The sequence below is a fragment of the Enterococcus pallens ATCC BAA-351 genome, from assembly GCF_000407485.1.
GTDB lineage: Bacteria > Bacillota > Bacilli > Lactobacillales > Enterococcaceae > Enterococcus_A > Enterococcus_A pallens.
Genome location: NZ_ASWD01000003.1, coordinates 760241 through 783123, shown reverse-complemented (window position 1 = coordinate 783123; position 22883 = coordinate 760241). Strand labels below are relative to the sequence as shown.

The window sequence follows — 22883 nt, the reverse complement described above, 5'->3', positions numbered from 1 at the left end:
AATATCGCTGGTATTTTTTTACACCACAACAAAAAAAGACGCCAAGTCAACACTCAGCATCTTCTCAAAAATCATCTTAATTCATAGTCTCCTGCAATCGCCAGCAGCTGATCGATATCCTCCTGATTGTTAAAAGCACCCAGTGAAAACCGAATAAACTGATCAGCACTGATACTTAAACAAACGTTTTTGCTGCGGAAATAGTCAAACATCCACTGCAGTTGATCAGTTTTCAACGATAAAATTCCGCAATGAGCAGCTTCCTTGGCAGGTGTTACCACCTCGTAGCCCAACTCAACTAATCCGGCATGCAGCTGATCGTAAAGAGTACGAATATGCTGCCAAATCGTATCAGGACCAATTGCCAAAATTTCCTGCAAGGCATCATGCAAAACATAAATGCCCAAATTATCTAACGAACTATTTTCCATTTTACCGGCTTTGGTATCCTCTGAACAGCTTAAGGAATACTGACCGTCAGCTTCTTCAATATGAATAAAAGAATTAGCTGCTGTGTAGACCGGCCAAATGTGCTTTAGTAATTCAGGATGATAGTAGGTAAATGCTGTACTGTTAACTCCGCAAAGCCCCTTATAGGAAGCAGCAGCTACAGCGGCTACGTGCCATTTTTGAGCCAAGAAGGGCTGCAGGCCTAAACTTTGAATAGCATCGACAATTAAGAAAATCCCCCGTACATGACACCAGCGGCCTAGCTTCTCCAAATCAATTCGATAACCGGTCGCTGATTGGACATGGCTGACTAAAATCATGCGAGTCCGATCATCAGCGGCAGCCGTCAGCTCTTCAATTAATACCTGTCCATCTTCTCTAGCAGGGATTACCCGAGCTTCTACACCTCGGGTTCTAGCAGCATTCAAGCAAGGCATCAAAACAGAAGGGTGCTCCTGTCGGCTGGTAACGATATTGTCACCAGGTTGAAAATCGAAGCCTTGTAAAATTGCATTAATGCCTTCATTGGTGTTTCTAGTAAAGGCGATTTGGTCAGCTCCCAATCCGCCAACTAATTGATTTAGTAATTCCCGCGTGGCATCCAGCGTTTTAAACAAGGTTGCCCGTCCAGGACCGCCGCGCTCATTGCGCACAGCACCATACTCCCAATCATCAAAATATTTCTCAGGTGCTTTTCTGGCGATGGCTGTGCCGCCGCAATCGTAAGCATTATCTAAGTAAATACACTGCTCGGCAACTGGAAACTGCTGCCGATAAGTTGTTTGCCAATCCATTTTTTCACCTTATTCCTATCGATTCTTAGCAACCTGACATAAGTAATTGGCTACCGCTAAATCTTCAACGGCCATTCCTAGCGCCTCGAAAACAGTCATGTCATCCTTTGCTAATCTACCAGAAACAGCACCTTGGATGACTTGTCCAACGGTTCCTAAATAATGATCTTTAGTAATTGCCTCTTCATGAAGCGGAATAAGAAAATCTCCCGCTTCGTGCATCACGGATTCTTCATTGTCACCGAAAAAGCGGGCTTGTTGAACAATGTCCGTCGCCAACTCACGGGTGTCGGCAGTACAAGCCCCCACGGCATTAATATGAACGCCAGGCTTTAGCCAAGCGGCTTCAATAATCGGTGCTTTTGCCGGCGTGAGGGTACAAATAATATCAGCATCCTGCACTGCTTTCTGACTTGTTTGGCACGCAGTAATGGCAACCTGCTGCTTTGCACTTTCCCTGTCTGCAAACCGCTGTGCCCGCTCAAAATCCCTATCCCAAACAGTAACCTCTGTTAACGCAAATTGAGTCAGTAACGCCTGCAAATGAGATTCGCCTTGCTCGCCAGCACCTAGTAAAGCCAGCTTGCTAGAGTCGGGATTCGCTAATACTTTGCTGGCAGCAGCACTGACTGCGCCAGTTCTAAGCTTCGTTACGGAAGTTGCATCCACGACTCCCTGCAGCTGACCATGTTCTTTTTCAAAAATCAAAATCTGACCTTGGTGGGAGGGGTAGCCGTCCTGACTGTTTTGCAAATAAACGCTTAAGACTTTCGTTCCAAAATAACCAGAATTAGAATAGCCCGGCATTAAGCCTAAGATATTCTCGTTAGGCATTTTGATCGCGTTACGCAAGTATTGAACATCCTCACCAGTTTCTACATTTTTCAATGTTTCAGTCATTAAATCAACACAAACCTGCATATCCAAATGTTCTTCCACAAAGGCGGCATCTAAAACTAGAAGTTCTTGTGTCATGCTGTTCCCCTTTTCTTAAATCGATTCCGGCAAAATGCGTTTTAGGAAGCGGCGGGTTCGTTCTTCTTTAGGATTTGAGAAGATTTCCTCTGGCGGTCCTTCCTCGACAATGACGCCTTCATCCATAAAAATTACCTTGTTAGCTACTTCAGAAGCAAAGGCCATCTCATGAGTAACTACAATCATAGTGACGCCTTCATCAGCAATCTTTTTCATGATTTTCAAGGTTTCTCCTACCAGCTCAGGATCAAGGGCTGAAGTCGGTTCATCGAACATGATGATTTCAGGATTCAAGACAATTGCTCGAGCAATGCCCACCCGCTGCTGCTGCCCACCAGATAATTGAGAAGGGTAGGAGTCATATTTTTCTGCCAACCCCACTTTATCTAAGGCTTCTTTTGCTCGTTTTTCAGCTTCGGCCTTGGGCACCTTGCGAGCGATAACCAGACCCTCCATCACATTTTCCAGCGCAGTTTTATTGTTAAACAAATTGTGGTTTTGGAAAACAAAGGCCGTTTTCTTGCGAACATTTAAGATTTCTTTTTTCGATGCATGCTTCAAATCCACTGTTTCTCCCGCGATAGTCAATGTACCGCTGTCCGCTTTATCCAAAAAATTGATGCAGCGCAGCAGGGTGGTTTTCCCTGAACCGCTGACACCAAGAATAACGATTACGTCACCAGTCTCTACCTTCAAGCTTACGCCCTTCAGCACCTCATGGCGATCAAATTTCTTATAGACATCTTTAACCTCAATCATGCTTGGCTCCTTCTATAACGTCCCATACGTTCTTCAGCTAATTTTCCTAGTTGGATACAAATCAGGCTGATGCCCCAATAAATCAAGGCCGCGGCCACATATGCCTCCAGGTAGCAGTAGTAAATGCTCGCAATTTTCAATCCAGCGTTCAACACATCCTGAACCCCAACTAAGATAACCAGGGCAGACAGCTTCACTAAGGAATTGATATTGCCGATCAAGGTGGGAACAAGCACTAAAAAGGCTTGCGGCATAATAATACGGTAGAAGGTTTGAAACTTCGTTAATCCCACCGTGTAGCCGGCTTCGTACTGTCCTTTATCTACCGACATTAATGCCCCACGAACTGATTCAGAAAGCAGAGCAATTGCTGCAATCGACAAAGCAAAAACGGCCACATAAATTTTGTCTACTTCAGAAACGGTAATGTTCCGGCCTAATGATTGCGCAATGGCGTTAAAGTTGCTATTGAACCACAGTCCAGCAATCAGAATAATCAGATTGACCGGAATGGCTTTAACAATCGCAATCACCACAGTAAAGAATTGATCCAGCCCCCTCACATGAAAGATCCGAATCAAGGCGATCGGTGTACCAATCAGCAAACCTACAATCAAAGTAGTTGCCGCAATACCTAAACTAACCGGAATCTTCATGAAGCTGGCCTGCAAACATTCAAGAAAATAATTCAATTGAAAGTTCATACGACCACCTTCTTTCTACTGCCAGATCTACGATTAATCACCGCGAAAATACCTTCTAATATCAGACTGATTGCTGCAAAAATAATTGCTACGCCAATATATCCTTCAATTGAATGCCGGGTAGTGGCTGCAATCATTCGAACTTTTCCCATCATATCGGCCACACCGATCATATAAGCCAAGGCGGTATCCTGCAGCAGCATAACAAACAAAGTCTCCAATCCAGGAATAGCTACCTTTAATGCTTGCGGGAAAACAATGCGATAGAAAGCCTGCCAGCCAGTTAAGCCTACCGAATAAGCCGCTTCCGTTTGTCCAATGGGAACCGATAAAATTGATGCTCGAATCAACTCCGCCATGTAACCGGCTTGGTTCAACCCAAAAGTGATGAAGACAAAAAAGATCTTGTCCACACCACTTAAATCCATATTCAAGTAAGAACGGAATAATAGAGGCATTCCATAGTAAACGATGAACATTTGAACCAGCGCCGGTGTTCCGCGGAAAAAGGAGATCATCAAATAGGCCAGCTGATTTAAAACGGGAATCCGTTTGATCCGAATCACCGCAAGCAGCGTTCCTAGCAACAGTCCAATAATTGTCGCAATCACAACAATTTGAAAGGTTACTGGGAGCTTTTGCAGCACCTGCGGAAAGACGTGAACAAAGCGTTCCCAAGAAAAAAAGTTAGAACTCATAGTTTACATCCTTTTCCCTAAAGCTTCTTATTTTGTATAATCTTCACCTAAATATTCAGTGGAAAGCTTCCCAGTTTTTCCTTCTTCATGTAATTCCTTCAAAGCAGCACTAACGTCTTTTTCTAATTGCTCATCATTCTTGTTGTACAAGTAGTAGCAGCCAGAATCAGCCTTGTCGCCAAAGATATTGGTTCCATATTGTTCTAAGCCGTCAAATTGCTTCACCCATTGATCAGCATCGATTTTTTCATTAATGTAAGCATCGTAAACACCGTTGGTTAGATTGCTGACGATTTGCTCGTTTTCTGAATCCTCATAAACGATTTCAACCGCTTTTTTAGGATTTTCCTTGTTGTAAGCTTCCAACAGGTTCGAAACGTTGCCGCCAGTTTTCACCTGAACCTTTTTTCCAGCCAAATCATCAAGAGTTTTAAAATCCTTGCCTTCAGCCCCTAGAATCACATAACCACCAGTAGTTACACTTGGTGTTTCAGAATACAGATATTTTTTGTCACGATCTTCATTCCAGCCAAAGCCATGAACCCCCATGTCATAGCTGCCAGTATCTAAACCAACTAAGATATTAGAAAATTCCGTTGGTTCATAACTAAACTCATATTGTGGCAGCTTTTCATCTACCAGCTTCAGTACCTCATATTCATAACCTGCCAACTCTTCGTTTTCATCTAAATAACAAAAAGGATTGTAGGCATTACCAATACCAACCTTGACTACCCGAACATCATCTGCTGAAGCAGAATCACTGTCGCCAGTTGCCGAATTATCATTATTGCCGCAAGCTGTCAGTACGATCCCAGATAACGTTAATACCCCAAGCACCGCCAATTTCTTAAAAAAACCATTCTTCCCCATACATAAAGACCTCTTTTCTCATTTTTTGTTTAAAAATTACTAATCTAATTTTAAGGTAAGTGTACATTCTTGAGCAAGAGGTGTCAATCAGTCCTTTGAATCTCTTTTTCAAAGGATCAGATAGAAAAATAATCGAATTTTACAAATAAATATAATTCTTTTTTATTCAGTATAGACTTTGAAACATCAGATTTTATGGACACCAGCAGACTTGTGAATTGTCTCATCAAATCCTAATGACTGATTGCCATTTATCAGCCTTATCGGTTATACTTTGGGTGAAGATTTTCATTTAGTAAAAGGCAGGTGGGAAAGATGTTACGTCAACGTTTTTGACTTTGAGTAGGTCATACGCTTAGAGGTTCTAAGTTAGTGAAGTCGATCGTCTTTCCTTCAAGCCCTTTTTTTGTGTGCGCTTTTATGTGATTCGTATCACAAAATTTGAGATATGAGGGAAAACATACGATTTATGTATGTTTTTTTGTTGTGCCTCGAAATTTAAATGAAATCTTATTGAAGAGACAAGAGTTAGACTTCCTAAAAACTATTTGGGAGAGTGTAAACATGTTAATTGCTTTGTCGTTTATTATTATGATTGCTGCTATTTATGGACTTATTTATTTGAAAGGGAAAAAAGTCCCTTTTTCTAAACGAGTTGTCTTTGCTTTGGTATTGGGTATTGTTTTAGGATTTATTTTCAATCAGCTGTTCTCTTCTGCAGAAGGTGCAGTCTTCTCTGATTGGATCGGCATGTTCGGCAGTATCTATGTGAAGCTGCTGCAAATGATCGCAATGCCGCTGATTTTGGTCTGTGTCATCTTAGCCTTCACGAAAATTGAAATTAAAACTAACGTATTGAAAATTGGCGTTACGATCGTGGGTACCTTAATTGTTACCGCAGGAATCGCAGGAATTGTCGGAATTGCGACAGGGTACTTTGCGAATATTGACGGGAGCACCTTCAATATCAGTCAATCGGCTTTAAGCGCTGCTAATGATATTGAAAAGAATTATGTAGCAGGTGGGGAGCACACCTTGTCATTGCCGCAAAAAATTGTGGCGATTTTCCCATCGAACCCCTTCTTTGATTTAACTGGGCAACGAGCAAGTGCAACCTTAGGTGTAGTAATTTTTGCCTTATTTATCGGAGTAGCTTATCTGCGGATTAAGGATAAAAAGCCAAAAGAAGCAGATTTGTTCCGTCGCGGCATGGACAGCATTTACGAAATTGTTATGTCAGTGGTTCGTTTATTCTTGTCCTTTGCACCTTATGCTGTGCTGACGATTATGACTACAACGGTTGTGAACAATGATTTGTCAGCAGTTTGGAAGCTGGCGCAATTCTTTGTAGCCTGCTATGTGGCTATGCTGATTCAATTCATCATCCAACTAGGAATTATGGCAGCTTGTGGGATGTCACCAATTCGCTACTTGAAAAAAGCTTGGCCAGTTCTATCGTTTGCCTTTATCACGTCATCAAGTGCGGGTTCAATGCCGATGAACTTGGAAATGCAGGAAGAGCTGGGGATTCCTAAAGGGATTTCAAGCTTGAGTGCCTCTTTTGCCACTTCCATGGGAATGAACGGCTGTGCTGGTCTTTATCCAGGAATTATCATTGCGATTGTGGCCGTTACTCAAGGTATCAATCCACTATCACCACAATTCCTATTTTACGCAGCCTTTATGATTGCCATGACTTCATTTGGGATTGCTGGAACAGGTGGCGGTGGTACTGTAGCAACCATTATTTCACTATCTGCATTAGGGCTTCCGGTTGGCTTGGCAGGTGTCTTTATTGCCATCGAACCATTAGTTGATATGGGACGTACCGCAGTGAACCTGAATGGCGGTGTCGTTGCCAGCATGGTTACCTGCAAGGTTAATGGCGTTGACTTGAAGCAAGCAAAAGAAAACAAAGAAACAGTGTTAACAACGAAGTAAAAAAGGAGGAAAAGAAGTATGGAACTACGAACAGAATTACCTGAAGTATTTGACGAATTTGGTGAAGCACGGCGCCAAGGATTTTTAACCGTGAAGAACTTGAAGGAACAGGGTCAAGCAGTTGTGGGTGTGTATTGTACCTTTATGCCAGAAGAATTGGTAATGGCCAGTGGAGCCATTCAGATTAGTTTGTGCTCGACCTCAGACGAAACCATTCCAGATGCAGAGGAAGATTTGCCGCGGAATCTATGTCCCTTAATCAAATCAAGCTATGGCTTCGGTAAAACCGATAAATGTCCATACTTCTATTTCTCTGATTTGGTGGTAGGCGAAACTACTTGTGACGGTAAGAAAAAAATGTACGAATACATGGAAGAATTCAAGGACACGTACTTAATGCATTTGCCTCATAACCGTGACAGCGAAGCCAGTAAAAAATTATGGTACAGCGAACTAGTGAATTTTAAAGAAAAATTGGAAGACTTCTTCGGTGTGACAATTACCGAGGAACAAATTCAAGAAGCCATCAAAATGAAAAATCATGAACGTCGTGCCAAACAAAACTTTTATCGTCTAGGACAATTAAATCCGCCAGCTATCAGCGGAACCGAAATCTTCCAAGTAATGTATGGTTCACAATACAAATTCGATAAACAAGAAGTCATTCAAATGCTGGAAGAAACCACCAATAAAGTAAAAGAAGGCTACGAAGCAGGCAAAACACTGCCAAGAAAACCGCGCATTCTGATTACGGGTTCACCAATGGGCGGCGTAACTGAAAAAGTAATTAAGGCGATTGAAGACAACGGCGGCATCGTAGTCGCTTTCGAGAATTGTACGGTAAGTAAAGCGGTAGAGCGACTGGTAGAAGAAGATACCGAAGACGTTTACCAAGCTTTAGTAGACAAATATATTAATATCGGCTGTGCCTGCATGTCCAACAACCAGCCAAGAAAAGATTTGTTAAGTCAAATGGTGGATGATTATCAAGTCGACGGAGTCATCGATATGGTGCTGCAAAACTGCATTCCATTCTCGGTTGAGTCGCTGAAGATCAAACGATACCTGAATGAAGAAAAAGATACCCCGTACCTATATTTGGAAACGGACTATTCTACTTCTGATATTGAACAGATTAACACTCGCGTGACCGCCTTTATTGAAATGCTAGAGGAAGAAAAAGCATGTTCTATATAGGCATGGATTCTGGCTCCACCACAACCAAAGGGGTTCTTTTCTCAGAGGATCAATTACTAGATAAATACCTGATCCCAACTGGCGGTAATCCTCGAGGGGCAATGGAAGAAATCGTCACTCGTTTTACCGAAAAATACAGCCTGACTGACGAGAATAGCAAACTAATTACCACTGGTTATGGCCGTAAACTGATTGACAGCGATTTAGCCATTACCGAGATCAGCTGTCATGGCAAAGGAGCCGAGTATTTACAGCCAGGCATTAAGCAGGTTATCGATATTGGCGGTCAGGACTGCAAAACCATTCAACTAAATGGTAAAGGGACTGTAGTTGAGTTCAACATGAACGATCGCTGTGCAGCCGGAACAGGACGCTTCGTTGAAGTGATGATGCGAACCCTAGGCGAAGATATTACTAAGCTGGATCAATTTGCTTCAATTGGTGAACCAGTAACTATCAACAGCATGTGTACCGTTTTTGCAGAATCAGAGGTTATCGGTCTGATCTCCAAAGGCGAGAAAAGGGAAGACATCGCTTGCGGAGTGCTGCATTCAATCGCCAAACGTATCAGCAGTCAATATTCCAAGCTGCGGCCAAAGCGTGGGGAGGAGGTTCTCTTCACCGGCGGACTTTCCCGCAGCACGCAATTTGCAGAAGTTTTATCCACCTATGTACATGCGCCGGTTCATACTAATGAGCTGTCACAATATGCCGGCGCTATCGGTGCTGCTCAGATTGGACAAAGAAAATTATAGTCAGCAGCTTGATAAGGAAAAAAGGTCACAAAAAGCCATTAATAAATCAGTAACTTCATACCTGCGAAGGGCGCCATCTTCGCAGGTATCTTTTTGTATTCAATTCTCAAGGATCGTGATCGTCTAACCAGTGGTTAAACAAAGCAATAACCAGCCCTACGAAAAGTGGGGCTAAAATGTATTGCACCAAGGATCGCAAACCATCACCTCCTTTCAGTGAATGGCCGTGATCCGACTAATCTGATCCTCGCCTACGCTAGATCAAACTAGATTCTAAGAGGAAGAATCTGGTGAATTCTGTCGCTCCTGCTCCTTTTTCCGTCTTCGCAGCTTTCGCTTGAACATTTCTTTGACTATGTCATACGGCTTGTTGGAAGGTTCCTCAGTGACAGGTGACGTTCTCTGAGCGATCTCTTCTATAGTAATTCCAGTAATTCCCTGGAAACTATTTTCTGGTTGTTCATTCAATTCATCTATATAAACTTCCTTGTTGGCTAAGGAAGATAAGGATATTCTCGGTACCTGCGGCAATTCCCGCCGGGTACTTTTAGCTTTTAATTCTTCAAGGCTAGAGGGATCAACCTCTTCTGGTAATTGTGCTTCTTCTTCAGGACTTTCTTCAATTGGTGCTGGAACACCAAACAATTCGTCGCCTTCAAAAATTGGATGTTCAATGGTTTCTACAAATTTGGCTTTGACGACTTCTTGGAACAATTCAACGCCGTCTTTTTCAAACAGATGTAAACTGCTTAACAGCTTCAATGATTCTTTGATTTCTTCAGGACTTTTCGTCGTATCCGGATCTTTAACTGTAAAATTATGTGTTTTTCCTGCACTGTTCAGGAAGGTGGATACTAGTTTGATCATTTATTGGACTCCTTTCATTTTTATTTGCGTAGGTGAGACAGACAATAAATATCATTTTCAGGTGGCTTCAGTGTCGGCTTCTGTATGGAATAACTTGGCAACTTGTGACTTGATCAGAGACTTGGTTTTTTCAATAAAATTGCGAACCGGATTCAGTTTTAAGTTCAAGATCCGCAACTCGCTAGTTTCAAAATAATCCACGAAATACCAGAAGAATTGCTTCATAGTTTTCGTAGCCTTGGTATTCATAAATAAGTAACGAACTAAATCTTGCAATACCAGAGCGAACTCCTTCGCACCAAGTTGATAACGTACGCGTAAAGCTAGTAATAGCTTGATGGTCATGGTGCCATTCTGGGTTTCCTGATAATATTCCATGAGTCTTTGTTCAATAGTTTCAAGTTTTAGGTTAAACAGTTGTTGGTGGGTGAAGGGTTGCTCTGACATCATAATGGATTCCTCATTTCTCTTTATAGTAAGTATTTATTGAACTCAGCCACCTAGGAAAGTTGGTTCAATCATAAAATAGTGCAAGAGAAGCACGCCACGTCTGTCGCTGCTTCTCATGTTTTAATTAGCGTGTAACAGGGACTTCTTCAAAGATCGGTGTTTCAATTGTTTCGACATACTTGGCACTCACGACGGTATCAAACAGACGAATGCCGTCTTTTTGGAATAGGTTTAGCTTAGTTAAATCTTCCAAAAGAGCTTTAATTTGTGAGGGTGTCTTGGTGGTATCTGGATTATTCAGCGACCACGTTTGGCTTTTTCCTGCACCATTTCTAAACATAGAAACTAATTTCACGACTCGATTCATGCTTATTCAACCTCCTTCGTAATACGTGACTGCACCGTCATAATCACACTATCCAATGAGCTGCCTTGTTGAGACAGATCTGCCATAATTTCGCCTAACTTCACCACATCTTCTTCAGGTGGATTATCAATTACATTTGAAAAGTTCACTTTCTTCTGTTTGTCTTCGCCTTCTTGTTCAATTTGTACTTGTAATTTTGTGCCTAATTTTTGTATCACAGGTCGTTCCTCCGTTTTCTGTTTTTGGTTGGTATTTGATGTTGCTGGATGTGTTTCCCGGCCGGTGACTAAACCATACTTCAATAACAAAAAATTGAAAACTGCACGATTAGCTCTCGGACTGCATGATTAGCCCCCTAAATTTTTTGAAGAATCTTGATTTCATGGGATTTTGTATTTTTCGGGTAAAGAAAAAGGTGGCTAATCAGAGGGTCAGAAAAAGTTTATGTGTTTTATGTAAACCTTCTGTTTTTTGTGAAAAAGAGTTAGATTATTGCTGTATTTAAGGTATTTACACTTGTGAAGCATAAAAAAAGGAACGAAAAAAAGTTGTTTCCGTCTTCCCAAGAGAGAAATAAAATAACGGAAACAACTCTTCTGTTGTGTTGACTAGAGATTACTGATCAAATAAATCGTAAAAGGTTTGATGGTTCCAATGCTCCAAACCGCTCTGATAGCCAAAACGTAAAATCGTTTGTAGAGCGAGTTCTTTTTCATATGCCTCCTTAAGCAGCCGCAGAGGTAGCGGAAATTTCTGCAGCTTCGGTCGTTGACTAAGGGAACGGGCAAAAGGCGTGTCTGGGATACCTAAGACAGACAACGGAGAGACCGGCCCAATCATCCCGGTGGAGAAATGATCCCGTGCAACCGTGGCTAAAATCACTAAGGCATTTTCGGTGTAATTTCGAATCGTTTGGCTGGTTAAAGGAACCTTGATAGCTGGTCCATTACAGAAATAGATCCACGTAAATGGCCCCTCCTCTTTTAGTTCCAAAATCTCAAACGGATTGATCCAAGCGGTATGATTAGGTTTCCCCAAGGGAAACAAGACAGACGTAAAGCTGACCATCGGCATCCGATAATGGCCGAAGCAGTTAAAGCGTCTCAATACTTTTGTTAATACAGAATAATCCAGAAAATTATGCGCTTTTTCATAGATTTTAAGTGTAGTGAAGGTCTGTTTCGGGTAGTAATAGTGTGTATCCTGATAAAAAACCATGCTCACATTTTGTTCTGGAACAGGCAGCACGAAAGAGAGCGGTTGATTTTCCTGTGGGACATAGGGTTCTGCTTGGCTTAACAGTCCTTGCCAAACGTCGGGATCTTTTTCGCAATCTAGTAATAATGAGTTGGCCCCAACAAATTCCTCAGGGGAAGTTTCTTTTTGCATAATCGTTACTCCTATTTCTTTTCTATTTTTAGTCGCTCAATTAATCGTTTCAATGTTAGAAAATACTACTTGAATGGTTTTGATTCAACTCAAAAAAGTGGTTGTCAGAAGTGTTGACTGCTTTGAAGCAGGTAAAGGCTCGTGCGCACGAGAAGAATTGGAAGGAAAAAAAGCGATTCTTCAAAGCGAGTGATCAGTCAAAAGTGTTTTTTGCTGATCTCAAACGTCACTGACAAAGTTACTAATAACTATCTGGTAATAGTTATCAATAACTAGATCATACACATGATTTAGTTATTTTGTAAAGGCATTCTGAAAAATAATTTCATATGAAAATCAGCGATGAAAGCGTACGGTAATCAATTTATGCGAAAAGTGTTTTTTTGAGTATAATACTTAAAGTAATAATGAAGGTATTTAGGTGGGTATCACAAGTATGATAAAGGAAATTATAAAAACAAATGTTATTTATTTTGTTAAGAAGTTTCATGGTCTTAAGAAGACCAAGAGTTCCTCGGGTAAACGAATCTTTTTTTACCATTGATTAATATAATTATAGAATACGATGAATAATTACGCAATATCTTTCAATAAAAATAATTAAAATGGCAATTTTATGATTGGTTTACGATAAAAATGAAGAGGTTTGACTAGAAGCGATGAGAAAAGATGGAAAATTGACAGGTATTCCAGAGACCGTCAATGGCACCGTCGAAAACGAAGGAGTGTATACCATGCGAAGAGGCGAAAACATTTATTGGCGCAAAGATCAACGATGGGAAGGGAGGTATTGCAAAGGTAAAAAATCAAATGGTAAAACAAAATATGGTTCGGTATACGGGAAAACACTTACGGAAGTTCGTGAAAAACTGTATCCCTTGAAGGTGAAGTATCAACTGATCCTAAAGGATCAAGGGAAAGTAACCATGTCGGTGTATGAATGGGGGCATCAGTGGCTGGCTGAAGCGCAAGAAACCATTAAAGAATCCACCTATGCCAACTATGAATATAAACTAACCCATTATGTGTTGTCCGTTTTGGGGGATTGTGCATTGAATGAACTAGATGAAGCAAGCGGTGAGAAATTGTTGGATTCCTTGAAGCAACAACAGCTAAGTCCATCAACGATTCAGTCGGTCTTTCGTATTACAAAGCAGTGCATCAATGCGGCTATCCGCAAAAAGCTGTTAAAAGAAAATCCATTTACCCAAATTTCGTTGCCTAAGTTAGTGAAAAAAAAGCATCAGGTGCTGACTAAAAGAGAACAAAAATGTCTTGAAACAGCTGCTCTGGCGGAGAAAAAAGGAAAAGGACTACCTATACTATTGGCACTCCACGCTGGATTACGGATTGGAGAGATTGCGGCATTGTCTTGGCAAGATGTTGATTTTGATACCAATGTTATCCATGTACAAGGGACGTTTCAGCGGATCATTGGTGTGTTTAATGGAAAGAAAACCCAATTGATTCACAGTAGTTCAAAGACAGAAACATCGACACGTACGATTCCGATGAGTCAAACGTTAAGAAAAGTATTATCGCAACAGAAGAATGAAGCAACCGGTGAATTCGTCGTTTCCAGAAAGCAGCAGCCGGTGGAGCCGCGTTTGATCACGTATCATTTTCATAAGATTCGTGAGAAAGTCCAGCTTGAAGCAACTAATTTCCATCAACTGCGCCATACATTTGCGACACGCTGCTTGGAAAGCCAAGGAGATATTGTCAGTGTGAGTGCGTTAATGGGGCATAGCTCTACTCAGATGACGTTAGATACCTATGCCGCATCCATGATGGAGCAGCGGATCCATGTTGTGAATCAAATGGAAAAGTTTATTATAACTAAATAAACCGCTTTCAAAATTATAATTGATGGTTCCTGGGAGGAACCTTACTGCTTTTGCCAAGTAAGCGCTTACTAAAATAAGGTATGTTAATTGTGACAGCTGAAAGGACATAATCGATGATTAATTATGCTAAAAACACCTGCTCTTGGGCAGTGTTATTGAAAACAAGAAAATGAAGGGGTGGTTTTCAATGGATTCCACCGTCGATGACCGTCCAAGGGCGGTCTTTTTTGTTGTTCTGACAGTCTTTATGGTAGTTATCCTGGTCTTCTTAAGACCAAGTAAAAAAATGAGCGGAATGACTGATAAGAGTATAGAGCAATTATATGAATAGATCAAAACTAACGGGGATGAGACAGAGGAGGAAACTGCATGTTCGGATTTGGCAAGCAGAAAAAAGAGACATTTCAAGAGGGTCCACAGGAAGACTACTACTATGATGAGTACGAAGAAGGTTATGAAGAGGATTACGGGTACGATTCTTATCCAGAAGAAGGGTACGAACGACCAGTTGAACCCTATAACGAGTATGAACGGGTAGGCAGACGTTCGCGCCAACGAACGGAAGATCATTTTCAAGAGGAACAAACAGGACGAAAGGAAGCAACAACTGCTAAGGAACAACCGCTACAACAGGAAGTTGAACGCCTAGAAGAAACCGTGGCGCAATTAAAACATCAATTAGAAGTAAAACAGACCGAGTTGACCAGTATGGCAACAACGTTGACCGAAAAAGAACAACAGCTACAAGATCAGAAACTCGCTAATGAGCTGCAAGGCAATCAGCTCAACGAACAAATCGATCAACTCACTTACTTGAAAGAAGAAGTGCGACAGTTGAATCGAGAATTGGATGAAAAAGAATCCGATGCCTCTGCATTGATCGAGGCTAAGCAACAAATTGATCAACTGAAACAAGAGTTGTCAGCCAATGAGGAAATGAAGGATGAACTGGCCAACATCTTGGTGGAATCCAAGAAGCAGGAACGGGAAATTTTGGAGCGAGCCGAGTACGAAGCCAACGGCATTCGTCACCAAGCCGAGCATGAAGCCCAACAATTGATGCATGATGCAGCTCTAGAACTTCGGGTAATGAAACAAGAGATCAAGAATTATCGCAAGCGCCTGCGAGCAGTACAGGAAGAAACGGCCCAGTTTTTCGTTAAATTATTAGCCAATAGCGATCATCTATTAGATGAAGAGTAACAGAAGGGATGATCCACAGTGAAGACGAAACAGACACAAGTAACACTGTATCCCACCCCTGCACCAACGATGACCGATGTCTTGGCTGAAACAGACTTATTAGTGGCTATTGAAACAGCCTGTGAGTATTTGTATGCACCGGAAGGTAGTTTAACTAGCGAACAACGAGAAAAAATTCACACACATTTTAAACAATTATTCCAATGGATGGATGGCAGCTATCATCTGGAGCTGTTGTTAAAGCCAGGAGAGTTCGACTGGCAATCCTTCTGGAAAGCCATTCAACAGTTCTTTCCTCAGTTTGCTTGGCTAAAGGGACAAACGGAAGAACCTAAATATGGACGTCAAGTCTATCGCTTTGATTTTGTGCCACTGACATTAAGAAAAGAAGGGTTTCCTTTTGCGGTTCATTTAGAAGAAAGCTTATCGCAACAATTTGCTTTGGAATCAGATGAAGCCTTGCAACGAGCCGAACAGCTTTTCCAAGAATTAGCTGCCCAACAACTGGGAAAAGAAAGAAGAGAGATCACCACTTCATCTCCTGTAGAGACAACGAATGAAGAAACAGTAGCAGTAGATCGAGTTCAAAAAGAGGAGGAAAACCTCGAAAGCCAAAGCAAGGCCCGCCTGCGAGCGGTGAATCAAAAGCTGGAGCTGGTGATTGAAAAATTAGAGCTCTCCATGCTTTATAGCGGCATTCAATATTTTAAACAGGAACAGAAAGAAGAAAGCAACTGGGACAAACAAATTAAGATCAGTCTGCGAGAGTACACGTATTTGCTTCAAAAAGCCAAATTTCTAGAACAAATGTGGAACCTTAATGGTGAGTTAATTAATAAAACGGAAAAGATGACTATTACCGGAAATAAAATGGTCTACGAACGCGATCAGGTGAAACAGATTAAGGCCAATTTTTCTGCGCGTGATATTCATTTTGTGATCTATGAATGCCAGGTGATTGAATCGCGAGCTCAGGTTCATGCCAGACCGTGGTTTCGAAAGCCGTATGTCAAATTAATGAAAATGGATTACGACAACCTGTTAGGCAAAGCAGCGTACTTTGATTTACTCCAAGGTGAAAGTTCCGTTTTAGAAAAGATGGTCCGGGAGCATCAGGATCCCCCGGTAAAAGACGCCGAGGAGGCGGGTTGAGGTGGGAGACTCAATCCGTTCAGCAGATGGCCGCTTCCAACGAAAGCCGCTCTGCTTTTTGTCGGACTGTATCTGATATTTTTTAGTTTCTTTCAAGCGTATCACTGGCTGTATCCCAAATACTCAGTCAGTGGCTTGTCCATGTACCCAACCTTTAAAGAAGAGGAAGTGATTCAAATTACTGCCCATCATAAACCTAAACGCTTTGATGTGATTGTCTTGCATCCACCTGAAAACCCAGAAGGAACGTATTTAAAACGGGTGATTGGTCTGCCAGGAGAGCGGATTGATTATCACAACGGGAAATTATTTGTCAATAAAAAGCGGGTACACGATCCGTTTGCCCCAGAGACCGAAGATTTTATCTGGGATGACTTTTCTCGAGATCGAATCCCGGAAGGCTATTACTTTATTTTAGGAGACAATCGGGAATTGTCGTGCGACAGCCGCCATTTTGGCTTGATTACCGAGCCCCAAATCTTAGGGATCGTCCATGAGGGGCTTTACCGAAAATGAAGACATTGCAGGAAAAAATCGAATGGTACACCTTTTGGTATTGGGTATATTGGTTGTTCTCACTTGTGGTGTTGTTAGGTGTTTTAGTGTTAGGAATTTTCTTTTACTTCACCGATTTTCAAGAAGTGGTAACTGTCAGTCAATTGTTTCTATTGTTGTTACTGATGTTATTGGCGATTTATTTACGAATGACCGCTTTGCATTATCATTCGACACTTCAAGACTTAAAACGAATGGCTCGACCAAGAAGGCGAAGACCACCGGAAAGACGGCAGTCCAATGAATAATAAACGAGCATTGATTATCTTGCTGGTTGGTTGCTTTGGGGTAATGGGCTGTCGCTCTCAGATAAAAGAAGCTGTTGGGGCGGAAACCATTGATTCTGGAATTGTCCAAGAAGAGACAACACAAAGTGAAAAGGATTCAACGGTTCAAAGCAGGCAATCAAATAGCCAAACACGTGAAGCGAGTGGATGGAGTGTTCCAGAAGAAACGACTAATAAAGAAGGAAGCGCTGAGATAAGCGAAGGTTTCGCGTCTTCTTCAATAGAATCGAGTGAAGCCGTGATTCCTGAATCAACCGCACTTGCAGAAATCATTCAACCACCAAGTACGAACAAAAAGGCTGAAGAGAATGATTCATTTGCAGTGCTTAAGAATCAAACGACAGAGGAGTTTATTCAATTAATCGGCTCCGATGCCCAACAGATTGCGTGGGACAACGGACTCTATGCTTCGGTGATGATTGCTCAAGCAATTCTAGAAACGGGTTCTGGCAATAGTCAGCTGGCTCGACCACCGCACCATAATTTGTTTGGGATAAAGGGGAGTTATCAAGGCAAACAGGTGTCTTTTAAAACAAAAGAAGATAAAGGGAATGGAGAGCTGTATACGATTCGTTCCGCTTTTCGTCAATACCCTAGTTATAGGGAATCACTAGAAGATTACGCCTCCCTATTGAAAAAGGGCCTTTCTGGAAATCCTCAGTTCTATCAAGGGACATGGAAGGAAGTCGCAACAACCTATCGCGAAGCAACTAAAGCATTAACTGGAAGATATGCGACAGACACCTCGTATGATAAGAAACTGAATGCTTTGATCGAGGCGTATGAGTTAACCAGGTTTGATCAGGAACCCAATCGAGAGGTAAAACCAATTGAATTAACTGAGGTATCGCAAGAATTACCAAAATCAGAGGAACCAACCACTGAAATGACTGATTCTAATCATTCTATAGAAGAAAACCAAGTAGTAGTCACAGAAACTAAGCAATCCGTTGTGAAGGTATCACCGATCACACAACGACCTGCGAAACAAGTCGCAGGAAAGCAAATTGTGGAATGAAAGAAGGGACAGGATGACGAGACAAAGAGAAGAGCACAGGCGGGAATATCGTGAAGCACCACCCTATTATCGGTCATCCAATGAGTATCAACGCCCTCCTTCAAAACCACGGCCTGCTAGAAGGCATCAGGAAGAAGACAACTATTTCTATGAGGAGCGTCCCCGCTATCGAGACTATCCAGAGCAGCGAAGGGAACGATCAAGGCAACAGAAGGAGTATCGACAGAGGGAACAACCACCTAGAAGACCTAATACGCGGACATATTATCCGCGCCAACCCTATGATCGCGAACGGCCACCTCAGCGGCAAAGAGCGTATCCAAGAGAACCTGCTTACGAGGGGCGTTATCCGCTGCAACAGGCAAAGAAGACTACCAATCATAAACTCTTTTCGTTTGTTTACAACTTGTTTTTCTATACTTTGACGATTGGGATTCTCTTAAGTTCGGTAATGTTTGCCTTCAGTGAGAAATCGGATGCGGCTATTTTGGGTCATCGTTTTTATCAGGTATTGACGGATTCCATGGCACCGCAGGCCGATTCGCCGAAAGGTGGTTTCTATGCTGGGGACATTGTCATCGTTAAGTTGATGAATGGGTCTGAAGTTAAGGAAGGCGATGTGGTGACTTTTCAGGTAGGAGAAGGCGACCGTTACTTAACCCATAGGATGGTGGAGCGTTTAGATGAATTAAATGGCGAACCAGGGGAGTATATCGTTACTAGAGGAGATGCCAATAACACGAATGATCCGCCGATACCTGCAGAGCGAGTCTTCGGCAAGGTGACGTTTGTCATTCCTAAGATGGGCACTGTTTTAGCCTTTATTCAAGAAAATGTCTGGCTGTGTTTGGTCTGTGCCTTATCCACCTTTGGTTTTTTCCTCGTATTGAAAGCCTACTTTCTGCCATCAGAAAAAACGAATCCATCATCATCAAGGATATAACATTTGTTTCACACAAATGATTATATAAAAAAAGACAAATTTTTTTAGGGGGAGAAAAGAAATGAAAGAACGTAAAAAGAAAAAGTTGTTGGCTATTGCCGCACTGCTGGCCTTAATTGCGGTGATTTCCGGGACCTTTGCCTGGATCACGTCACAACAACAACGGATTAACCGAGTGGAGTCGGCGGCAGTAGTCGACGACAGTGTCACAGTAAATGAAAAATGGGAACCAAAACCAATGGTACCAGGAACGGAAGCAACTAAGGAAGTAAGCGTAACGAATACAGGGAATGCCAATGTGTTTGTCCGGGTTTCCTATGAAGAAGTATTGAAACACTTGGCAAGCGAAGGAGCGGTTTCTCATGGAGACAAGGATGTTGCCGGGGCAAAATATGATCCGAGCGCTGCGAATACACTAACTTCTCATGTTCCCGTTAAATACAGTGCCGATAAAATCAGTACTGCTAATGGTTTCTCTGAAGTGACCGATCCAAGTACACAAGTGACTGGATTAGAGCCAAATACGAAGTTATTTGTCAAAGGTGGACTAACGGTTGATCCTACGACAAATGAGCGATCCGTTAGCTACGAAGCAATCGTTGTTCATGAATATGCGCCAGGTGAATACCAAGCGATGCAATATACCGTGACTCCAACCGAAGACATTCCTGACAGAGCGCTTGCTGCAAAAGATTGGAAGTTTACCGTTAGTGATTTGAAATACAGCTACTATGCAGGTGGTTATGAGCATGCCGTGGTGAATTGGGCTGAGTCTTCTTTACCGGATAAAGACAATAACAAAACGGGTAACGCGTTGTTAGGAACTACTGGTAATCGTCATGGAGTTGATTATGATTATACAGCTAGCACATTAGGAGTTGCTATTCCAGGTCCAACTAAAGCAACAGATTCAGATCAGATTCCACTTGCTAATGAAGATATTAAAGGCGTGCAAGCAGATAAAAAAGGGTTTAATAAAAATCATATTCGGATCGGCTACGGAACAGATATCACAACAGCTGCTGTGTTAGATGCGAAGAAATGGGTCTACAACGAAGAGGATGGCTGGTTCTACTATACTGAACCATTGAAGCCAAGCGCAACAACGCCCGACTTGTTGAAAAAATTGATCTATGACAAAGACTTAGGCGGCGAATATACCAACGCTACCTATGACTTAGTGGTGAAAATGGAAGCGATCCAAGCCACTGAAGAAGCGTTGAAAGATACATCAGGTTGGGGATTAGGCAGTGCAACAGACGAAAGTACGACAGGCAAGATTGTTGAAAAGCTAGTTGAACGAATTGGTGCATAAAAATGAGGACTAGAGAGGGGGAGGTGTATGAAATACCCGAAATCAATCATCCGTTGTTTACTGGGACTTTCTCTTTTCCTCCTATCTTTTGGTCATGGGCTAGTCAGTGAAGCTGCCAATACATTGCCGCCAGGGCTTGTCATTGGTGATTCAGATGGCATTCATGTGACTCCTGAAGGTGAATATTATGTTGATTTAGTGGATATTCTGCCGGGTGAAAGCTATCAAAAAGAAATTACGATTCGCAGTTTGGATCTAGAGGAACCTTTTTCTCTAGGTTTATTGGTAGAAGAAGTTTCCTCCAGTGGTTCCGTGTTGTGGAAAGACCATATCACGTTGACGTTGGTACTGGATGAGAAGGAGATTTATCAAGGACCGTTGTTAGGCAATGGTGAATTCGACTGGTCGAAGACACCGTTGGAGTTGGGTGTTTGTACGTATGGTACGGATAAGGTGTTATTGGCAACCTTTACTATGGATTCTGCATTAACCAATGAAGATCTGAGAGAACAAAGCCTTCTGGAATTCTATTGGACCTTTGTGGGAACCAAGGATCAACAGCCGATTAAGCCGACAGAACCTTCGACGTCCGATTCATCGACACCAACGGTTCCTTCTGATTCAACCTCAGGGCCCGGTCGTGGAACGTTGCCAGCAGCTGGAGGGACTCCCCATACCTCCGGCTCTGGCAAACGATTGCCGCAAACCGGTGAAGAAATAGTGTATATGTTTCTCAGTGGCCTATTGCTTGTACTGATTGCCTTGTTCTTATGGAAAAAACGACGGGAGGAGGAACAGGGATGACCCCAAAAGAAAAACGACGCCACTTGATTCAAGTATTTCTTAAAAGTAAAGCCCTGTTCGCCTGCTTCTCGCTCGTGTTGAGTTTCCTTTTGATCATAGGCAGTACGTACGCTTGGATTACTTCAGCGGATGAACGAGTGAATCGAACAGAAGCCAATCGACGGAAGTTGTCTGCTCGAATTGATGAAGACTTTAACCAAGTCTTCCATTGGGCTCCTGGTACGACTCAAACCAAGGCTGTTCGAGTGACCAATGATGGAGAGACCCCAGTAATTGTGCGACTTTCCTTAAAGGAATTTTTAGTGGCCTTTGAAGCGGATACAACCGATAATCATGCCGAGGATATTCTTCATGGCAATGCCAACTTAAAGGTCTATGACATAACCGGTTTGCCGGAAGAAAACCAACTAATCGCAAAAAAAACGGATACCTGGGTTGTCGGAAATATCTATACAGCGTCGGCTGAGCGCCATTATAAGGCTACGCAGGTCTGGTTGGATCAAGTTTATCAGTATGGAGAAGCGCGTTCACTGCCGTTGTCGGCTTTTCAGCTGAACTTTCAAGCGAAGGTTTTTGACACACCAGCCGAAGCAGCAGGACAAACCGACTACTGGTATTACCATGACGGGTATTTTTATTATTCAGAAGTGTTGAAGCCTAAAGATACTCAACCTGGGGAGTCCACCATCAACTTACTGGAAAGTATCACCTTGGATGCTGGATACAGCAATTCTTACAAAGGTGCACTGTATAAACTGGTACCTGAAATGGACGCCCACGATATTACCGAATCCATCTTAGACGATTGGGGCATTGCCGGCAGTCAAGTCGAAGAGATGTATAAGGAGCAGCTGTATTACATGAATAAAGACAGACAAGGAGGGGGAGGCTGATGAAAAAAAGACACAACCGACATCACCCACTCTATCTTGGTTTGGCCTTGGCAGCTCTTCTATTGCTTATTGGCGGCAGCTACCTAGTGTATGCGGCAATGACAGCCAGCGATCGGAAAGAAAATGATTTTCAAATTGGACAAGTAGAGACAAAAATTTTTGAAGAAAACTTTGAAGAAGATCTGACAGAGACAGTCAAGGATCAATCGAGACCCAAAGAAGTCCGAATTCAAAACAAAGGGACGATTAAGCAATTTGTCAGGGTAATGGTGTTGCCGGAAGTCCGAACGGGTATTGCTGGAGACGATCAAAATGAACAAGTCTTACCATTGAAAATCGGCACAGATATCATTTTAGAGGAAATGGTGACAGCCGATTGGATCGATGGTGAAGATGGCTATTACTACTATATAAAAGAAGCCGTAAAACCTAATGAGTTCACCAGCTACTTGTTCAAAAAAGTGAAGCTGTCTGACCAATTGGGGAGTCAATATAACCAGGCTAACCTGTCCATTACGCTAAAGGTAGAAGCCGTCAACTGTGCAGAAGCTGCCTATCGTGATGCCTGGTGGCAAGGCGCAACACCAACAGAATCGCCACTCAAAGAAGTAGAGGATGCATTAAATACAGAAGTAGAAGACTAAGGG

27 protein-coding genes are annotated in these 22883 nt (G+C 42.3%); 15 read left to right on the top strand and 12 right to left on the bottom strand.

Annotated elements, in window-relative coordinates; all coding sequences use genetic code 11:
- Window positions 1-71: 71 nt before the first annotated feature.
- The 6 genes from I588_RS16340 to I588_RS16315 are packed head-to-tail and all read right to left on the bottom strand — an operon-like array spanning window position 72 to window position 5253.
- Window positions 72-1244: an aminotransferase class V-fold PLP-dependent enzyme gene (locus I588_RS16340; protein WP_010759872.1), complete on the bottom strand. Its 1173-nt coding sequence runs from the start codon at window positions 1242-1244 to the stop codon at window positions 72-74.
- 15 nt (window positions 1245-1259) lie between these two features.
- Entirely contained in the window at window positions 1260-2219 is a 960-nt protein-coding gene (locus I588_RS16335; protein WP_010759871.1) for an ornithine cyclodeaminase family protein, read from the bottom strand.
- 15 nt (window positions 2220-2234) lie between these two features.
- Window positions 2235-2978: an amino acid ABC transporter ATP-binding protein gene (locus I588_RS16330; RefSeq protein ID WP_010759870.1), complete on the bottom strand. Its 744-nt coding sequence runs from the start codon at window positions 2976-2978 to the stop codon at window positions 2235-2237.
- Window positions 2975-3682, bottom strand: a complete 708-nt coding sequence (locus tag I588_RS16325) for an amino acid ABC transporter permease (protein ID WP_010759869.1) — start codon at window positions 3680-3682, stop codon at window positions 2975-2977. The genes I588_RS16330 and I588_RS16325 overlap by 4 nt, the downstream gene beginning before the upstream one ends.
- Entirely contained in the window at window positions 3679-4380 is a 702-nt protein-coding gene (locus I588_RS16320) for an amino acid ABC transporter permease (protein ID WP_010759868.1), read from the bottom strand. Before I588_RS16320 ends, I588_RS16325 begins: the two co-directional genes overlap by 4 nt.
- A gap of 27 nt (window positions 4381-4407) precedes the next feature.
- Window positions 4408-5253 carry a transporter substrate-binding domain-containing protein gene (locus I588_RS16315; protein WP_010759867.1) on the bottom strand — a complete coding sequence of 282 codons (846 nt, stop codon included), beginning with the start codon at window positions 5251-5253 and terminating at the stop codon, window positions 4408-4410.
- A gap of 564 nt (window positions 5254-5817) precedes the next feature.
- On the opposite strand from I588_RS16315, the gene I588_RS16310 reads away from it, so the two are divergent.
- Genes I588_RS16310 through I588_RS16300 form a run of 3 tightly spaced genes read left to right on the top strand, consistent with a single transcriptional unit; the run spans window position 5818 to window position 9146 of the window.
- Entirely contained in the window at window positions 5818-7194 is a 1377-nt protein-coding gene (locus I588_RS16310) for a cation:dicarboxylate symporter family transporter (RefSeq protein ID WP_010759866.1), read from the top strand.
- 18 nt (window positions 7195-7212) lie between these two features.
- The gene (locus I588_RS16305; RefSeq protein WP_010759865.1) at window positions 7213-8391 is read left to right on the top strand and encodes a double-cubane-cluster-containing anaerobic reductase; all 1179 of its coding nucleotides are present in this window, start codon (window positions 7213-7215) and stop codon (window positions 8389-8391) included.
- The gene (locus I588_RS16300) at window positions 8379-9146 is read left to right on the top strand and encodes an acyl-CoA dehydratase activase (protein ID WP_010759864.1); all 768 of its coding nucleotides are present in this window, start codon (window positions 8379-8381) and stop codon (window positions 9144-9146) included. The genes I588_RS16305 and I588_RS16300 overlap by 13 nt, the downstream gene beginning before the upstream one ends.
- A gap of 106 nt (window positions 9147-9252) precedes the next feature.
- On the opposite strand, the gene I588_RS27330 is transcribed toward I588_RS16300, so the two are convergent.
- The 6 genes from I588_RS27330 to I588_RS16275 all read right to left on the bottom strand — a co-directional run bounded on the left by I588_RS27330 (window position 9253) and on the right by I588_RS16275 (window position 12219).
- Window positions 9253-9333, bottom strand: coding sequence for a type I toxin-antitoxin system Fst family toxin (locus I588_RS27330; RefSeq protein WP_342662627.1), 81 nt, complete (start codon window positions 9331-9333; stop codon window positions 9253-9255).
- An 86-nt stretch (window positions 9334-9419) separates the two neighbouring features.
- Window positions 9420-10013, bottom strand: a complete 594-nt coding sequence (locus tag I588_RS26930) for a DUF2922 family protein (RefSeq protein WP_010759863.1) — start codon at window positions 10011-10013, stop codon at window positions 9420-9422.
- A 57-nt stretch (window positions 10014-10070) separates the two neighbouring features.
- A complete protein-coding gene (locus tag I588_RS16290; RefSeq protein WP_010755456.1) occupies window positions 10071-10463 on the bottom strand; it encodes a hypothetical protein in 393 nt (130 codons plus the stop codon).
- Between the two features lie 124 nt (window positions 10464-10587).
- Window positions 10588-10830 carry a DUF2922 domain-containing protein gene (locus I588_RS16285; protein ID WP_010755457.1) on the bottom strand — a complete coding sequence of 81 codons (243 nt, stop codon included), beginning with the start codon at window positions 10828-10830 and terminating at the stop codon, window positions 10588-10590.
- A 2-nt stretch (window positions 10831-10832) separates the two neighbouring features.
- On the bottom strand, window positions 10833-11048 hold the full coding sequence (locus I588_RS16280) for a DUF1659 domain-containing protein (protein WP_010756368.1): 216 nt from the start codon (window positions 11046-11048) through the stop codon (window positions 10833-10835).
- Between the two features lie 397 nt (window positions 11049-11445).
- Window positions 11446-12219, bottom strand: a complete 774-nt coding sequence (locus tag I588_RS16275) for a hypothetical protein (protein WP_016250079.1) — start codon at window positions 12217-12219, stop codon at window positions 11446-11448.
- A gap of 734 nt (window positions 12220-12953) precedes the next feature.
- On the opposite strand from I588_RS16275, the gene I588_RS16270 reads away from it, so the two are divergent.
- The 12 genes from I588_RS16270 (at window position 12954) to I588_RS16220 (ending at window position 22880) form a co-directional block, all read left to right on the top strand.
- Window positions 12954-14066, top strand: a complete 1113-nt coding sequence (locus I588_RS16270; RefSeq protein WP_034706087.1) for a tyrosine-type recombinase/integrase — start codon at window positions 12954-12956, stop codon at window positions 14064-14066.
- Between the two features lie 187 nt (window positions 14067-14253).
- Window positions 14254-14397 (top strand): hypothetical protein, encoded by a 144-nt coding sequence (locus tag I588_RS27600; RefSeq protein WP_016250077.1) that lies wholly within the window; start codon window positions 14254-14256, stop codon window positions 14395-14397.
- 38 nt (window positions 14398-14435) lie between these two features.
- Window positions 14436-15269: a coiled-coil domain-containing protein gene (locus I588_RS16265; protein ID WP_010759859.1), complete on the top strand. Its 834-nt coding sequence runs from the start codon at window positions 14436-14438 to the stop codon at window positions 15267-15269.
- 18 nt (window positions 15270-15287) lie between these two features.
- Complete coding sequence (locus tag I588_RS16260; RefSeq protein WP_016250076.1) at window positions 15288-16421, top strand: hypothetical protein; 1134 nt, start codon at window positions 15288-15290, stop codon at window positions 16419-16421.
- Window positions 16422-16472: 51 nt separating this feature from the next.
- Window positions 16473-16937: a signal peptidase I gene (lepB, locus tag I588_RS16255; protein ID WP_034706079.1), complete on the top strand. Its 465-nt coding sequence runs from the start codon at window positions 16473-16475 to the stop codon at window positions 16935-16937.
- Window positions 16934-17224 carry a hypothetical protein gene (locus I588_RS16250; protein WP_016250074.1) on the top strand — a complete coding sequence of 97 codons (291 nt, stop codon included), beginning with the start codon at window positions 16934-16936 and terminating at the stop codon, window positions 17222-17224. The genes lepB and I588_RS16250 overlap by 4 nt, the downstream gene beginning before the upstream one ends.
- Window positions 17217-18281, top strand: a complete 1065-nt coding sequence (locus I588_RS16245) for a glucosaminidase domain-containing protein (RefSeq protein ID WP_016250073.1) — start codon at window positions 17217-17219, stop codon at window positions 18279-18281. Before I588_RS16250 ends, I588_RS16245 begins: the two co-directional genes overlap by 8 nt.
- Before the next feature lie 13 nt (window positions 18282-18294).
- Window positions 18295-19224: a signal peptidase I gene (locus tag I588_RS16240; RefSeq protein ID WP_016250072.1), complete on the top strand. Its 930-nt coding sequence runs from the start codon at window positions 18295-18297 to the stop codon at window positions 19222-19224.
- 61 nt (window positions 19225-19285) lie between these two features.
- Window positions 19286-20539 carry a hypothetical protein gene (locus tag I588_RS16235; RefSeq protein ID WP_016250071.1) on the top strand — a complete coding sequence of 418 codons (1254 nt, stop codon included), beginning with the start codon at window positions 19286-19288 and terminating at the stop codon, window positions 20537-20539.
- A 27-nt stretch (window positions 20540-20566) separates the two neighbouring features.
- Window positions 20567-21343, top strand: a complete 777-nt coding sequence (locus tag I588_RS16230) for an LPXTG cell wall anchor domain-containing protein (RefSeq protein ID WP_016250070.1) — start codon at window positions 20567-20569, stop codon at window positions 21341-21343.
- Window positions 21340-22236: a BsaA family SipW-dependent biofilm matrix protein gene (locus I588_RS16225; protein ID WP_010759849.1), complete on the top strand. Its 897-nt coding sequence runs from the start codon at window positions 21340-21342 to the stop codon at window positions 22234-22236. The genes I588_RS16230 and I588_RS16225 overlap by 4 nt, the downstream gene beginning before the upstream one ends.
- Window positions 22236-22880 carry a hypothetical protein gene (locus I588_RS16220; protein ID WP_010759848.1) on the top strand — a complete coding sequence of 215 codons (645 nt, stop codon included), beginning with the start codon at window positions 22236-22238 and terminating at the stop codon, window positions 22878-22880. The genes I588_RS16225 and I588_RS16220 overlap by 1 nt, the downstream gene beginning before the upstream one ends.
- The last annotated feature ends 3 nt before the right edge of the window (window positions 22881-22883 follow it).

What these genes read in the sequence shown, in the direction of transcription:
- I588_RS16340 (WP_010759872.1), bottom strand. Translation starts at nt 1,244, where the DNA reads ATGGATTGGCAAACAACTTATCGGCAGCAGTTTCCAGTTGCCGAGCAG.
- I588_RS16335 (WP_010759871.1), bottom strand. Translation starts at nt 2,219, where the DNA reads ATGACACAAGAACTTCTAGTTTTAGATGCCGCCTTTGTGGAAGAACAT.
- I588_RS16310 (WP_010759866.1), top strand. Translation starts at nt 5,818, where the DNA reads ATGTTAATTGCTTTGTCGTTTATTATTATGATTGCTGCTATTTATGGA.
- I588_RS16275 (WP_016250079.1), bottom strand. Translation starts at nt 12,219, where the DNA reads ATGCAAAAAGAAACTTCCCCTGAGGAATTTGTTGGGGCCAACTCATTA.
- I588_RS16240 (WP_016250072.1), top strand. Translation starts at nt 18,295, where the DNA reads ATGACGAGACAAAGAGAAGAGCACAGGCGGGAATATCGTGAAGCACCA.
- I588_RS16265 (WP_010759859.1), top strand. Translation starts at nt 14,436, where the DNA reads ATGTTCGGATTTGGCAAGCAGAAAAAAGAGACATTTCAAGAGGGTCCA.
- I588_RS16235 (WP_016250071.1), top strand. Translation starts at nt 19,286, where the DNA reads ATGAAAGAACGTAAAAAGAAAAAGTTGTTGGCTATTGCCGCACTGCTG.
- I588_RS16270 (WP_034706087.1), top strand. Translation starts at nt 12,954, where the DNA reads ATGCGAAGAGGCGAAAACATTTATTGGCGCAAAGATCAACGATGGGAA.
- I588_RS16320 (WP_010759868.1), bottom strand. Translation starts at nt 4,380, where the DNA reads ATGAGTTCTAACTTTTTTTCTTGGGAACGCTTTGTTCACGTCTTTCCG.
- I588_RS16330 (WP_010759870.1), bottom strand. Translation starts at nt 2,978, where the DNA reads ATGATTGAGGTTAAAGATGTCTATAAGAAATTTGATCGCCATGAGGTG.
- I588_RS16325 (WP_010759869.1), bottom strand. Translation starts at nt 3,682, where the DNA reads ATGAACTTTCAATTGAATTATTTTCTTGAATGTTTGCAGGCCAGCTTC.
- I588_RS16225 (WP_010759849.1), top strand. Translation starts at nt 21,340, where the DNA reads ATGACCCCAAAAGAAAAACGACGCCACTTGATTCAAGTATTTCTTAAA.
- I588_RS16245 (WP_016250073.1), top strand. Translation starts at nt 17,217, where the DNA reads ATGAATAATAAACGAGCATTGATTATCTTGCTGGTTGGTTGCTTTGGG.
- I588_RS16220 (WP_010759848.1), top strand. Translation starts at nt 22,236, where the DNA reads ATGAAAAAAAGACACAACCGACATCACCCACTCTATCTTGGTTTGGCC.
- I588_RS16300 (WP_010759864.1), top strand. Translation starts at nt 8,379, where the DNA reads ATGTTCTATATAGGCATGGATTCTGGCTCCACCACAACCAAAGGGGTT.
- I588_RS16305 (WP_010759865.1), top strand. Translation starts at nt 7,213, where the DNA reads ATGGAACTACGAACAGAATTACCTGAAGTATTTGACGAATTTGGTGAA.
- I588_RS16230 (WP_016250070.1), top strand. Translation starts at nt 20,567, where the DNA reads ATGAAATACCCGAAATCAATCATCCGTTGTTTACTGGGACTTTCTCTT.
- I588_RS16315 (WP_010759867.1), bottom strand. Translation starts at nt 5,253, where the DNA reads ATGGGGAAGAATGGTTTTTTTAAGAAATTGGCGGTGCTTGGGGTATTA.
- I588_RS16250 (WP_016250074.1), top strand. Translation starts at nt 16,934, where the DNA reads ATGAAGACATTGCAGGAAAAAATCGAATGGTACACCTTTTGGTATTGG.
- I588_RS16285 (WP_010755457.1), bottom strand. Translation starts at nt 10,830, where the DNA reads ATGAATCGAGTCGTGAAATTAGTTTCTATGTTTAGAAATGGTGCAGGA.
- I588_RS27600 (WP_016250077.1), top strand. Translation starts at nt 14,254, where the DNA reads ATGGATTCCACCGTCGATGACCGTCCAAGGGCGGTCTTTTTTGTTGTT.
- I588_RS26930 (WP_010759863.1), bottom strand. Translation starts at nt 10,013, where the DNA reads ATGATCAAACTAGTATCCACCTTCCTGAACAGTGCAGGAAAAACACAT.
- I588_RS16290 (WP_010755456.1), bottom strand. Translation starts at nt 10,463, where the DNA reads ATGATGTCAGAGCAACCCTTCACCCACCAACAACTGTTTAACCTAAAA.